Here is a 13,609-nt window from a genome sequence, read left to right as displayed (position 1 = left end):
GCGCCCACGCTCAAAGACGAAAGCTATCATGATGACTCAGACAACCGACACTATCGTCGCTCAGGCCACCCCTCCGGGCCGTGGCGGAGTCGGCATTATTCGCGTATCCGGTCCGCTGGCTGGCCAGGTGGCCGAAGCCGTAACCGGACGCAGCCTCAAGCCACGTTACGCTGAATATCTGCCCTTTCGGGCCGCAGACGGCACAGCACTCGATCAGGGCATCGCCCTGTATTTCCCGAACCCGAATTCATTCACCGGTGAAGATGTGCTGGAATTGCAGGGGCACGGTGGCCCGGTGCTGATGGACATGCTGATCAAACGCATACTGCAGATTGAAGGGGTACGCCCTGCCCGCCCGGGCGAATTTTCCGAGCGGGCCTTCATGAACGACAAGCTGGATCTGGCGCAGGCCGAGGCCATTGCCGATCTGATTGATGCCAGCAGTGAAGAAGCCGCCAAGAGTGCCTTCCAATCGCTGCAGGGCGCTTTTTCCCAGCGCGTCAATGCGCTGGTGGAAGCCCTAATCCATCTGCGCATTTACGTTGAAGCTGCAATTGATTTCCCGGAAGAAGAAATTGATTTTCTCAGTGACGGCAAAGTCAGCGCCGATCTGGATACTGTGATGGCAGAGCTCAATGCGGTGCGCCGCGAAGCCAATCAGGGCGCCATCATGCGCGAGGGGATGAAAGTGGTGATTGCAGGGCGGCCGAATGCCGGTAAATCCAGCCTGCTCAATGCCCTGTCCGGCAAAGACAGCGCCATAGTCACCGACATTGCCGGCACCACCCGTGACGTGCTGCGCGAGCACATCCACATCGACGGTATGCCACTGCACATCATAGATACCGCCGGCCTGCGCGACGCCAGCGACGAAGTCGAACGTATCGGGATTGAACGGGCCTGGGAGGAAATCCGCCAGGCTGACCGCGTGCTGTTTATGGTCGATGCCACCACCACAGACGCGACCGACCCGGCAGAGATCTGGCCCGATTTTATCGAACGCCTGCCGGACTCCATGGGCCTGACCGTGATCCGCAACAAAGCGGAGCTGACCGGTGAACCAACCGGGATCTGCCATGTCAGCCAGCCCACCCTGATCCGCCTGTCAGCCCGGACCGGAGACGGCGTGGAAGCCCTGCGCGAACACCTCAAAGCCTGCATGGGCTTTGCCGGGACCACGGAGGGCGGCTTCATGGCCCGCCGTCGCCATCTGGATGCACTGGAACGAGCCGCCATGCACCTGGACACAGGAAAATCGCAGCTGGAAGGCTACATGGCCGGTGAAATCCTGGCCGAAGAACTGCGTCTGGCTCAGCAGCACCTGAGCGAAATCACCGGGGAATTTACCTCCGATGATCTATTGGGCCGCATTTTTACCTCCTTTTGTATCGGCAAATAAAACCGACGCGCCAACCACACAGCCCTGCCAGACTGGCAGGGCTTTTTTTCACCTTACTGTAATGATCAGCAGGGTGATCCTGCTTGGCAACCATAACAGCTCACCCAGCCCCCGATCCCTGGGTATCGGCAGCGATCAAAAGCCGTTGATAACTGCCGCTTTAAGAACGATCAAGCACAGAGGATCCTTGGGATTAACTGTTGGTAACTGTTCTAATAGACTGAAATTAATAACAATGTTGCATTAATGGTGTTATTACCCATCGCCAACCCCCTTCCCGCCTCTGCCTGGTGCCCAAAAGGCGGACAACAGGCACATTTTTCCAAGGGTTTTCTTATCGCCAACTCAGAGTACAATTCAGCCATTCTGACATTTGTCTATATAAAGAGGCCCCTATGGCGACCATTACCCTAATCACAGGCAGCACTCTCGGCGGCGCGGAATATGTCGCCGATCACTTAGCCGAACTGCTTACTGACGCCGGTCACGACACCGAAACTCTCAACCAGGCCGCCCTGGATGAGCTTAATTCAGAGCATATCTGGCTGCTGATTTGCTCAACCCATGGTGCCGGTGAGTTCCCCGACAATATTCAGCCCTTTGTCAACCAGCTGAAGGATCAGCAGCCCGATCTCGGCGGGCTGAAATATGGTGTGGTGGCCATTGGCGACAGCAGTTACGACACTTTTTGCCAGGCAGGTAAAGAACTGGATCAACTGCTGGCCGATTTGGGCGCCCAGCGTCTTGGTGAACGGCTCGACATCGACGTTTCTCAGGATCCTGTTCCGGAAGACCCGGCCGAAATCTGGCTGGACGGCTGGAAAAAGCTCCTTTAAGCCTTCTCTGACTGGCGATAATTACTCCCAATTACGCCAGTTTTTTATTTTTCTTCTGTGTATAACTATAGATCTAAACGGTGATCAACCCTTTGTTATCCAATGAACAACTTGATCGCCAATAACCCCCTGTGGATAAAGTGCCATTTAGATCCCAGGAAGTCCTTACGAAGATCCCACACACCTAACAAGAAGTGATCCTCCCTAACAGCATGATCATTAGGATCAAAAACGACTTATCCACACGATCGGGCGATCCTAATAGTAGATCCAATAAGAGATCTTCTTAAAAAGATCTTATATATATTTAGGATCTCGGCCTCTGATCATTTGATCACCAAGAGTGATTCTTTCTTGCTTGGAAACGAGGTAGAATATACCCCCTTTGCTTCAAGCAAATTGAATGGCTAATTGATCACCTGAGGTAATTTCATGTTTTACCAGGAAAATTTTGATGTCATCGTAGTTGGTGGCGGTCATGCCGGAACGGAAGCCGCATTGGCAGCAGCACGCATGGGTCAGAAAACCCTGTTGCTGACCCATAATATCGATACCCTGGGTCAAATGTCCTGTAACCCAGCGATTGGCGGGATCGGGAAAGGCCATCTGGTAAAAGAAGTGGATGCTTTGGGTGGTTTAATGGCGCAAGCCATTGATAAAGGTGGAATTCAGTTCCGTACCCTGAATTCATCAAAAGGCCCGGCCGTACGTGCAACCCGTGCTCAGGCAGACCGGGCGCTTTACAAAGCTGCAGTTCGTGAAGCATTGGAAAACCAGCCTAATCTGATGCTGTTCCAGCAGGCGGTTAACGATCTGATCGTCGAGCAGGATCGTGCTGTGGGCGTGGTGACAGAAATGGGTCTGAAATTCCGTGCCCGTAGCGTGGTATTAACCGTAGGCACCTTCCTGGGCGGCAAGATCCACATCGGCCTGGAAAATTACAGCGGCGGCCGCGCCGGCGATCCTCCGTCGATCGCCCTGGCGGATCGTCTCCGTGCCTTGCCTTTCCGTGTCGATCGTCTGAAAACCGGTACACCGCCACGAATCGATGCCCGTACGGTGGATTTCAGCCAGCTGGAAGCTCAGCATGGTGATAATCCGACTCCGGTGTTTTCTTTCCTCGGTAAACACTCGGATCATCCACGCCAGATCCCGTGTTTTATTACCCATACCAATGAAAAGACCCATGATGTGATCCGCAATAATCTGGATCGCAGCCCTATGTATTCTGGGGTGATTGAAGGTATTGGCCCACGTTATTGTCCGTCTATCGAAGACAAGGTGATGCGCTTTGCGGACAAAAACAGCCACCAGATTTTCATTGAGCCGGAAGGCCTGACGACACACGAACTGTATCCGAACGGTATCTCCACCAGCCTACCGTTTGATGTGCAGATGCAAATCGTCCGTTCAATGAAAGGCTTTGAAAATGCCAGTATTATTCGCCCAGGCTACGCCATTGAATACGATTTCTTCGATCCACGTGATTTGAAACCCACGCTGGAAACCAAATTTATCAGCGGTCTGTTCTTTGCCGGCCAGATCAATGGCACCACAGGTTATGAAGAAGCCGCTGCCCAGGGGCTGCTGGCGGGCATGAATGCCGCTTTGCAGTCACAGGATAAAGAAGGTTGGAGCCCGCGCCGCGATCAGGCTTACCTGGGCGTACTGATTGACGATTTGTCGACCATGGGTACCAAAGAACCGTACCGCATGTTTACCTCGCGTGCTGAGTATCGTTTGTTGCTGCGTGAAGACAACGCCGATATTCGTCTGACCGAGCTGGGTCGCCAGTTTGGTCTGGTGGATGACGAGCGCTGGTCACGTTTTAATGAAAAAATGAACACCATCGAGCAGGAGCGTCAGCGCCTGAAAGACATCTGGATCCACCCGGCTTCTGAGCACGCGGCGACGATCAATGAGATTTTGAAAACCCCGCTGACCCGTGAAGCCAGTGGTGAGGATCTGCTGCGCCGTCCGGAAGTGACCTATGAGCAACTGACGGCTCTGGCTCTGTTTGGCCCGGCCAGCACCGATGCCGAGGCCAGCGAGCAGGTTGAGATCCAGGTTAAATACCAGGGCTATATCGACCGCCAAAGAGAAGAGGTGGAAAAATCTCTGCGTCATGAGCAGAGCAAACTGCCGGCTGATCTGGATTACAAGCAAGTGAAAGGCTTGTCAAATGAAGTGATTGCCAAGCTGAACGACGCAAAACCTGCGACTATCGGCATGGCGTCACGTATCTCAGGCGTAACCCCGGCTGCCATTTCGCTGCTGCTGGTGTACCTGAAAAAACACGGCCTGCTGAAAAAAGGCGACTCGGAGGTGGCAGCGTGAAGGAGCGTCTGGCACAGCTGATTGCAAAAACTGAACTCAAGGTCACAGAACAACAACTTGAGCAACTGGTGGGCTATGTTAGCCTGCTGCACAAGTGGAACAAAGCGTATAATCTGACGTCAGTACGGGACCCCAATGAGATGCTGGTTAAGCACATCATGGACAGCCTGGCCGTCAGTCCTTACCTGTCACAGGGAACGCGGTTTATTGATGTCGGTACCGGGCCTGGCTTGCCGGGTATTCCGCTGGCTATCATGCTGCCCGAGAAGCAATTTACCCTGCTCGACAGTCTGGGTAAGCGAATACGTTTTATCCGTCAGGTTATTCATGAACTGAAGATTGACAATGTCACACCGGTGCAAAGCCGGGTCGAGGCCTTTATCCCAGAACAGGGGTTTGATGCTGTACTAAGCCGGGCATTTGCGTCCATGTCTGATATGGTTAACTGGTGCCGTCATCTGCCTGCTGCGGAAGGTCAGTTTATGGCGCTCAAAGGCCAGGTTACTGAAGAGGAACTGACAGAATTACCAAGCTGGTGTTCTGTGAGTGAGGTCAAATCTTTGCATGTCCCCGACTTGGAGGGGGCGCGTCATTTAGTACTCTTGACGGCAAAGGAATGAATTAACGAGGGTGTTTCGTGGGAAAAGTCATAGCTGTTGCCAACCAAAAAGGTGGTGTGGGTAAAACCACAACCTGTGTCAATTTAGCTGCGTCACTGGCCGCCACCCAGCGTAAAGTGCTGGTGATTGATCTCGACCCGCAAGGGAATGCCACCATGGCCAGCGGTGTCGACAAGTATCAGGTTGATGCCACTGCCTATGAGCTTCTGGTCGAAGAAACCCCGTTTTCAGAAGTCGTGATCACCGAAAATGCCGGTGGATACCATCTGGTGGCCGCCAACGGTGATGTGACTGCTGCAGAAATCAAATTGATGGAAGTGTTTGCCCGCGAAGTGCGGTTACGTACTGCGCTGGAACCGGTACGGGATAAGTACGATTTTATTTTTATCGACTGTCCCCCTTCCCTCAACCTGCTGACCATCAATGCGATGACAGCGGCGGATTCTGTTCTGGTGCCAATGCAGTGCGAATATTTCGCTCTGGAAGGTCTGACGGCCCTGATGGACACCATCAGCAAGCTGGCTGCCGTGGTCAATGCCGATCTCAAGATAGAAGGCTTGCTCCGCACCATGTATGATCCGCGCAACAGGCTGGCGAATGAAGTGTCCCAGCAACTGAAGAAGCATTTTGGTGATAAGGTGTACCGCACCGTGATCCCACGTAATGTGCGTCTGGCCGAAGCCCCGAGTCATGGCTGTCCGGCCATGTACTACGATAAGACCTCCAGCGGTGCCAAGGCCTACCTGGCGCTGGCCGGAGAGATGATTCGTCGTGAGGAAACCGCGCGGGAACCTGCTCAGGTAGAGGCGTAAGCAAGCATGACCATGAATAAACGAGGCCTGGGAAAAGGCCTTGATGCACTGCTGGCCACCAGTTCGGTGGCCCGAGAAAGACAACAGGCCACAGAGGCTGTCAGCAAGGAAGAAACGGTACCGGAAGAAGGCGCGCTGCGCGAACTGCCGGTCAGTCAGCTGCAACCGGGTCAGTATCAGCCACGTCAGGATATGTCAGCAGAAGCGCTGGCGGAACTGACTGATTCTATCCGTGCTCAGGGGGTGATCCAGCCTATAGTGGTTCGCCAACTGGCCCCGCAACAGTATGAAATCATTGCCGGCGAACGTCGCTGGCGGGCGTCTCGCCAGGCAGGCCTGTCTAAGGTTCCCTGTCTGGTCAAAGACGTGGATGATCGTGCCACCGTCGCGATTGCCCTGATTGAAAACATCCAGCGTGAAGATCTCAATGCTATTGAGGAAGCTCAGGCGCTGGAGCGATTGCAGAATGAATTCTCCCTCACCCATCAGCAAATTGCCGAAGCGGTCGGCAAGTCCCGCGCTGCTGTGTCTAACCTGCTGCGTTTAAACCAGCTGGAGCCACAGGTTAAGCGGTTGCTGGCCCAGCGGCAGCTGGAAATGGGTCACGCCCGTGCATTGCTGTCACTGGTTGCTGAACAGCAACTGGAAGCGGCTCACACCGTCGTGGCGAAATCTCTGACGGTAAGGGATACCGAGCGTTTGGTGAAAAAACTGCTCACCCCTGCCCCGGAGGTCGCCCCTGTCTCTGTCGATCCCAAGGTTGAAGCGATGGAAAATCGTCTGAGTGAGCAATTTGGCACTCAGGTTGCGATTAATCAAAGCAAAAGCGGTAAAGGTAAAATAATCATAAATTTTGACGAGCCCCAGAAGTTACAGCAACTTTTGGCAATGTTAAGTTCAGAAGTGTGACCGGATTCTTACTATTTTTGCCGTAAAAATGACCACTGCGTGATCGGGATAATGTGTTATAAATTCTAACTGTTTTTTTATTGTGATTAGATTGCATTCAATCTAATGAACCGTATAATTTTCGCAGTTTTCCCAGCACGACGTATGTGTAGTGGAACGGACTCGAGGAATGAATACATGGTTTCGACGCTAGTCAGGCCGGGACGCCAATTGGCGAAGCGGTTGTTGTTACTACAATCTGGCGTCGTTTTGACAACGGCAATCATGGCAGTGTTTGCTGTCAATGTTGACTGGGGAATCTCTGCACTTATCGGTGGCGGCATCTTTGTGATAGCTAACGCCGCTTTTTCTGTGTGCGCTTTTCTCTTCGGCGGGGCCACTAAGGCCCGTCTGGTAATGGCGTCATTTTACGGCGGAGAAGTGCTGAAAATCCTCATTACAGTCATCTTGTTTTCCCTTGTCTACCTGTATGTCGAGGTGGAACTTGTTCCCCTCAAGCTGACCTATTTGCTGGCTCTGGGTATTAATATCTGTGCGCCGGTTTTATTCATTAACAACAACAAATAGGATGAGTTATGGCTGCGCCAGGTGAAGCGCTTACACCTTCCAGTTACATCACTCACCACCTGACAAACTTATCAACCGATAAGCTGGGTCTGGTGGCCGAGGGAAGTTTCTGGGCGGTACACATCGACAGCCTTTTCTTTTCTGTGTTGACAGGTGCGATCTTTCTGGGATTGTTCCGTCTGGCAGCGAAGAAGGCAACCTCAGGGGTGCCGGGTAAGCTACAGTGTTTTGTGGAAATAATGGTGGAATTCGTTGACAACAGCGTTAAAGAAACCTTTCATGGCCGCAACGCGCTGATAGCTCCGCTAGCTCTGACGATTTTCTGCTGGATTTTCTTGATGAACGTCATGGACCTGGTTCCAATCGACTTTCTTCCGTATCCGGCGGAGCATTGGCTAGGTATTCCTTATCTTAAGGTCGTACCGTCTGCTGATGTTAACATCACCATGGCAATGGCGCTGGGTGTCTTTGCATTGATGATCTACTACAGCATCAAGATCAAAGGCCTGGGCGGTTTTGCCAAAGAACTGGCACTGCACCCGTTCAATCACCCGGTTATGATTCCGTTCAACCTGCTACTGGAAGTAGTTTCGCTGCTGGCGAAGCCTATTTCTCTCGGCATGCGTCTGTTCGGTAACATGTTCGCCGGTGAGGTGGTGTTTATTCTTATCGCGGCGCTGATGCCGTGGTGGGCACAATGGCTGGGCTCGGTTCCGTGGGCAATTTTCCACGTCCTGGTCATTACGATTCAATCTTTCGTCTTTATGATGCTGACTATCGTGTACCTGTCTCAGGCTCACGAAGACAATCATTAATACGTAAACAATTTTATTTTTTATTTACTGGCATTTAGGCCGACAACAATAAACTGGAGATAGTGATGGAAACTTTACTAAGCTTTTCTGCAATTGCCGTGGGCATCATTGTAGGTCTTGCTGCCCTGGGTACTGCGATTGGTTTCGCCCTGCTGGGTGGTAAGTTCCTTGAAGGCGCTGCTCGCCAACCTGAAATGGCTCCTATGCTGCAAGTTAAGATGTTCATCATCGCAGGCCTGCTGGATGCGGTTCCAATGATCGGTATCGTTATCGCTTTGCTATTCACATTCGCTAACCCATTCGTTGGACAGCTGGCTGGTTAATCCACGAACGTAACGGACCCATAGCTACCCTGTTTAAGGAGATGCCGTTGTGAATATGAATGCAACATTACTGGGTCAGGCTATCGCGTTTTTCCTGTTTGTGGTCTTCTGCATGAAATATGTATGGCCACCAATTATGGAAGCGATTGAAGAGCGTCAGAAAAAAATTGCTGACGGTTTGGCAGCAGCGGATCGCGCTGCCAAAGATCTCAACCTGGCGCAGTCAAATGCTTCTGATCAACTGAAAGAAGCAAAACGTACTGCAACTGAACTGATTGAGCAAGCTAACAAGCGTAAAGCTCAAATCATCGAAGAGGCCAAAGCGGAAGCGACGGCCGAGCGTGAAAAAATTCTGACTCAAGGTCGTGCTGAAATTGATGCAGAACGTAATCGCGCGCGCGATGACCTAAGAAAACAAGTTGCAACTCTGGCTGTGATTGGTGCTGAGAAAATCATTGGGCGTACTATCGATAAAGACGCTCATGCTGATGTTCTTAACAAAGTCACTGCAGAACTGTAATAGAAGGGGCAAGCACCATGTCGGAAATGACTACTATCGCACGCCCCTACGCTAAAGCAGCCTTTGATTATGCGGTTGAGAAAGGTGAGCTGGCCCAGTGGTCAGAAATGCTCACCTTTGCTTCGGAAGTCGCTAAAAACGATACCATTCTGGATGTACTGGATGGTGGTTTTGCGGCAGACAAACTGACGGAAATCTTTCTGTCAGTTTGCGGCGAGCAACTCAACGACGCCGGCCAGAACCTGATTAAGGTCATGGCCGAAAACGGACGCCTGAAAATTCTTCCTGAAGTCTGTACTCAGTTCCTGTTCTTGAAAGATGAACTGGAAAAAACCATCGAAGCCAGTGTGATCTCTGCGATCACCCTGGACGAAGGTCAAATGAGTGCAATCATCAGTAAGCTGGAACAGCGTCTGGCGCGCAAGGTTAAGCTGAACTGCAGTGTAGACGAGACCCTGATTGCCGGGGTTGTAATTAGAGCCGGAGACTTAGTCATCGATCAGTCAGTACGAGGCAAGCTTGCCCGTCTGAACGATACTTTGCAGTCTTGATTTGGGGAATTGGAGCATGCAACTTAATTCCACGGAAATTAGCGCACTGATCAAGCAACGGATTGAAAATTTCAATGTTGCCAGTGAAGCGCGTAACGAAGGCACCATCGTTTCTGTAAGCGACGGTATCATTCGTATCCACGGCCTTGCAGATGTCATGCAAGGTGAAATGATTGAACTACCAGGCGGCCTGTACGCACTGGCACTGAACCTTGAGCGTGACTCGGTAGGTGCTGTTGTAATGGGTCCATATGCCAGCCTTCAGGAAGGCATGAAAGTGACCGCAACCGGTCGTATCCTGGAAGTGCCTGTCGGCCCTGCCCTGCTGGGTCGTGTTGTCAACACTCTGGGTGAGCCGATTGATGGTAAAGGTCCGATTGAGACCGATACTTTCTCTCCGGTAGAAGTGATCGCACCGGGTGTAATCGACCGTAAATCTGTTGACCAGCCTGTTCAGACTGGTTACAAGGCGGTTGACTCAATGATTCCAATCGGCCGTGGCCAGCGTGAGCTGATCATCGGTGACCGTCAGATTGGTAAAACTGCCCTGGCGATCGATGCCATCATCAACCAGAAAAATTCTGGTATTTACTCTATCTATGTCGCTATCGGCCAGAAAGCGTCCACTATCGCCAACGTGGTACGTAAACTGGAAGAGCACGGTGCACTGAAGAACACTATCGTTGTAGTGGCGTCTGCTTCTGAAGCGGCAGCACTGCAATACCTGGCACCATACTCTGGTTGTGCTATGGGTGAATACTTCCGTGACCGCGGTGAAGATGCACTGATCGTATACGATGACCTGTCTAAGCAGGCTGTTGCTTACCGTCAGATCTCTCTGCTGCTGCGCCGTCCACCAGGCCGTGAAGCCTTCCCTGGTGATGTTTTCTACCTCCACTCCCGTCTGCTGGAGCGTGCTGCTCGTGTTAGCGAAGAGTACGTAGAAAAATTCACTAACGGTGAAGTGAAAGGTAAGACTGGTTCTTTGACTGCTCTGCCAATCATCGAAACTCAGGCGGGTGACGTATCTGCGTTCGTACCGACTAACGTTATTTCGATCACCGATGGTCAGATCTTCCTGCAAACAGAACTGTTCAACTCTGGTATTCGTCCAGCGGTTGACCCAGGTATCTCTGTATCGCGTGTAGGTGGTGCTGCTCAGACCAAGATCATCAAGAAACTGTCTGGTGGTATCCGTACTGCACTGGCTCAGTATCGTGAACTGGCGGCCTTTGCCCAGTTCTCCTCTGATCTGGACGACGCGACTAAGCGTCAGCTGGACCACGGTCAGAAAGTAACTGAACTGATGAAGCAGAAGCAGTACTCGCCAATGTCTGTTTTCGAGCAGGCGCTGGTGATTTTCTCTGCTGAGAAAGGTTACCTGAAAGATGTTGAGCTGACTAAGCTGGCAGATTTCGAAGCTGCGTTACTGTCTTACGCCAAGAGTCAATTTGCTGAGCTGGTAGCTCAAATTGATGAAACGGGTGCGTGGAACAATGAAATTGAAGCCCAGTTCGTGAAACTGGTTGAAGATTTCAAAGCGACCCAGACTTGGTAATTGGTTGGTGATCGCATGCGATCACCAGCTCAAGGAGAGTAACGATGGCCGGCGCAAAAGAGATACGTAACAAGATCGGTAGTGTTAAAAACACTCAGAAGATCACTAAAGCGATGGAGATGGTTGCTGCGTCTAAAATGCGTAAATCGCAAGACGCTATGGAATCATCACGTCCATACGCACAAACAATGCGCAAAGTGATCGGTCATATCGCCCTTGGTAGCCTCGAATATAAGCATCCTTATTTAGAGGAGCGTGAGGCCAAGCGCGTAGGTTACATCATTGTTTCAACTGACCGTGGTCTGTGTGGCGGTTTGAACGTGAATCTGTTCAAACAAGCTATCGCAGGGATGAAGTCATGGTCAGATCAGGGAGCAGAGGTTGAACTGGCGCTGATTGGTGCTAAAGCCACTGCTTTCTTTAACAGCTACGGTGGCCGTGTTGCGGCTCAGGTAACAGGTTTAGGCGATAAGCCTTCTGTTGATGAGCTGATCGGTACCGTAGGTGTGATGCTGAAGAAATATGATGAGGGCCAACTGGACCGTTTGTATCTGGTGTACAACAAGTTTGTCAACACCATGGTTCAAGAGCCAGTGATCGATCAATTGCTGCCTTTGCCTAAGTCAGAAGACGAAGAAATGAAACGTAACCATGCTTGGGACTACATTTATGAGCCTGAGCCTAAACCTCTGCTGGATACCTTGCTGGTTCGCTATGTCGAATCTCAGGTCTATCAGGGTGTGGTCGAAAACCTTGCCTGTGAGCAAGCGGCCCGAATGGTTGCGATGAAAGCGGCAACGGATAACGCAGGTGATCTGATTGACGAACTGCAACTTGTGTACAACAAAGCCCGTCAGGCTGCGATTACACAAGAGCTGTCGGAAATCGTCTCCGGTGCTTCCGCTGTTTAAGGCAAAGAATTAATAAGTTTAGAGGATTAACGATGGCTACAGGTAAGATCGTACAGATCATCGGTGCGGTAGTCGACGTAGAGTTTCCACAGGACTCTGTACCACAGGTATATGATGCCCTACACGTTGATGCCAAAGAAAAAGGTACGCTTGTACTGGAAGTTCAGCAGCAGCTGGGTGGCGGCGTAGTTCGTGGTATCGCCATGGGTAGTTCTGATGGTATGCGTCGTGGTCTGACTGTTGAAAATACAGGCCGACCAATTGAAGTACCGGTAGGTACAGCGACTCTGGGACGTATCATGAACGTTCTGGGTCAACCTATTGACGAATGTGGTGAGATCGGTGAACAAGAGCGTTACGCTATTCACCGTGCAGCACCAAGCTATGAAGAGCAGTCTAACGCGGTTGAACTGCTGGAAACCGGCGTAAAAGTTATCGACCTGGTTTGCCCATTCGCTAAGGGTGGTAAAATCGGCCTGTTCGGTGGTGCTGGTGTAGGTAAGACCGTTAACATGATGGAACTTATCAACAACATCGCCCTGAAACACTCAGGTCTGTCGGTATTTGCCGGTGTAGGTGAGCGTACCCGTGAAGGTAACGACTTCTACTACGAGATGCAGGAAGCCGGGGTTGTAAACCTGGAAAATCCAGCTGAATCAAAAGTAGCAATGGTTTACGGTCAGATGAACGAGCCACCGGGTAACCGTCTGCGCGTTGCTCTGACTGGCCTGACTATGGCTGAAAAGTTCCGTGATGAAGGCCGTGACGTACTGCTGTTCATCGATAACATCTATCGTTATACCCTGGCCGGTACTGAAGTATCAGCACTGCTGGGTCGTATGCCATCTGCAGTAGGTTATCAGCCTACGCTGGCAGAGGAGATGGGTGTACTTCAGGAGCGTATCACGTCGACTAAGACGGGCTCTATCACTTCTGTTCAGGCCGTTTACGTTCCTGCGGATGACTTGACTGACCCATCACCAGCGACTACGTTCGCCCACTTGGATGCGACGGTTGTACTGTCTCGTCAGATCGCTTCTCTGGGTCTGTACCCAGCGATCGACCCACTGGATTCTACATCACGTATGCTGGATCCTCTGGTTGTTGGTCAGGAGCACTATGACATTGCACGTGGTGTACAAAGCACCCTGCAGCGTTATAAAGAACTGAAAGACATCATCGCCATTCTGGGTATGGACGAGCTGTCTGAAGACGACAAGCAAACTGTTGCCCGCGCACGTAAGATTGAGCGTTTCCTTACTCAGCCTTACCACGTAGCACAGGTCTTCACTGGCGACCCTGGTATCTATGTTCCTCTGAAAGATACTCTGCGCAGCTTCAAAGGCCTGCTGGCTGGCGAATACGATGATATTCCAGAGCAGGCATTCATGTACTGCGGCGCGATCGAAGACGCACTGGAAAACGCGAAGAAGCTGTAAGCTGAACAGGAG

At 51.5% G+C, this 13,609-nt stretch carries 14 protein-coding genes; all 14 read left to right on the top strand.

From position 1 onward, the window contains the following. Nucleotides 1-31: 31 nt before the first annotated feature. The gene (mnmE, locus tag L6J37_RS18740) at nucleotides 32-1,399 is read left to right on the top strand and encodes a tRNA uridine-5-carboxymethylaminomethyl(34) synthesis GTPase MnmE (RefSeq protein WP_218386754.1); all 1,368 of its coding nucleotides are present in this window, start codon (nucleotides 32-34) and stop codon (nucleotides 1,397-1,399) included. Between the two features lie 395 nt (nucleotides 1,400-1,794). Next, a complete protein-coding gene (mioC, locus tag L6J37_RS18735; RefSeq protein ID WP_192017645.1) occupies nucleotides 1,795-2,235 on the top strand; it encodes an FMN-binding protein MioC in 441 nt (146 codons plus the stop codon). 432 nt (nucleotides 2,236-2,667) lie between these two features. Continuing rightward, entirely contained in the window at nucleotides 2,668-4,572 is a 1,905-nt protein-coding gene (gene mnmG, locus L6J37_RS18730) for a tRNA uridine-5-carboxymethylaminomethyl(34) synthesis enzyme MnmG (protein WP_192017644.1), read from the top strand. Beyond that, the gene (gene rsmG / locus L6J37_RS18725; RefSeq protein ID WP_120513851.1) at nucleotides 4,569-5,192 is read left to right on the top strand and encodes a 16S rRNA (guanine(527)-N(7))-methyltransferase RsmG; all 624 of its coding nucleotides are present in this window, start codon (nucleotides 4,569-4,571) and stop codon (nucleotides 5,190-5,192) included. Before mnmG ends, rsmG begins: the two co-directional genes overlap by 4 nt. 17 nt (nucleotides 5,193-5,209) lie before the next feature. After that, a complete protein-coding gene (locus L6J37_RS18720; RefSeq protein WP_027251738.1) occupies nucleotides 5,210-6,004 on the top strand; it encodes a ParA family protein in 795 nt (264 codons plus the stop codon). Nucleotides 6,005-6,016: 12 nt separating this feature from the next. Beyond that, nucleotides 6,017-6,913: a ParB/RepB/Spo0J family partition protein gene (locus tag L6J37_RS18715; RefSeq protein ID WP_192017643.1), complete on the top strand. Its 897-nt coding sequence runs from the start codon at nucleotides 6,017-6,019 to the stop codon at nucleotides 6,911-6,913. A gap of 177 nt (nucleotides 6,914-7,090) precedes the next feature. Next, nucleotides 7,091-7,480 (top strand): F0F1 ATP synthase subunit I, encoded by a 390-nt coding sequence (locus L6J37_RS18710; protein WP_027251736.1) that lies wholly within the window; start codon nucleotides 7,091-7,093, stop codon nucleotides 7,478-7,480. Between the two features lie 8 nt (nucleotides 7,481-7,488). Beyond that, nucleotides 7,489-8,295, top strand: coding sequence for a F0F1 ATP synthase subunit A (atpB, locus tag L6J37_RS18705; protein ID WP_192017642.1), 807 nt, complete (start codon nucleotides 7,489-7,491; stop codon nucleotides 8,293-8,295). A 65-nt stretch (nucleotides 8,296-8,360) separates the two neighbouring features. Then, nucleotides 8,361-8,618, top strand: a complete 258-nt coding sequence (gene atpE / locus L6J37_RS18700) for a F0F1 ATP synthase subunit C (RefSeq protein ID WP_005302247.1) — start codon at nucleotides 8,361-8,363, stop codon at nucleotides 8,616-8,618. Nucleotides 8,619-8,667: 49 nt separating this feature from the next. Then, nucleotides 8,668-9,138: a F0F1 ATP synthase subunit B gene (gene atpF / locus L6J37_RS18695; protein WP_192017641.1), complete on the top strand. Its 471-nt coding sequence runs from the start codon at nucleotides 8,668-8,670 to the stop codon at nucleotides 9,136-9,138. A gap of 17 nt (nucleotides 9,139-9,155) precedes the next feature. Further along, nucleotides 9,156-9,689, top strand: coding sequence for a F0F1 ATP synthase subunit delta (atpH, locus tag L6J37_RS18690; RefSeq protein ID WP_192017640.1), 534 nt, complete (start codon nucleotides 9,156-9,158; stop codon nucleotides 9,687-9,689). Nucleotides 9,690-9,705: 16 nt separating this feature from the next. Then, nucleotides 9,706-11,247, top strand: a complete 1,542-nt coding sequence (atpA, locus tag L6J37_RS18685) for a F0F1 ATP synthase subunit alpha (protein ID WP_027251732.1) — start codon at nucleotides 9,706-9,708, stop codon at nucleotides 11,245-11,247. A gap of 44 nt (nucleotides 11,248-11,291) precedes the next feature. Then, a complete protein-coding gene (gene atpG / locus L6J37_RS18680; RefSeq protein ID WP_192017639.1) occupies nucleotides 11,292-12,158 on the top strand; it encodes a F0F1 ATP synthase subunit gamma in 867 nt (288 codons plus the stop codon). Nucleotides 12,159-12,190: 32 nt separating this feature from the next. After that, on the top strand, nucleotides 12,191-13,597 hold the full coding sequence (gene atpD / locus L6J37_RS18675) for a F0F1 ATP synthase subunit beta (protein ID WP_218386726.1): 1,407 nt from the start codon (nucleotides 12,191-12,193) through the stop codon (nucleotides 13,595-13,597). The last annotated feature ends 12 nt before the right edge of the window (nucleotides 13,598-13,609 follow it).

This window comes from Photobacterium sp. WH77 (genome assembly GCF_022014395.1).
GTDB classification, from domain to species: domain Bacteria; phylum Pseudomonadota; class Gammaproteobacteria; order Enterobacterales; family Vibrionaceae; genus Photobacterium; species Photobacterium arenosum.
This window is presented reverse-complemented; position numbering and strand designations above follow the sequence as displayed.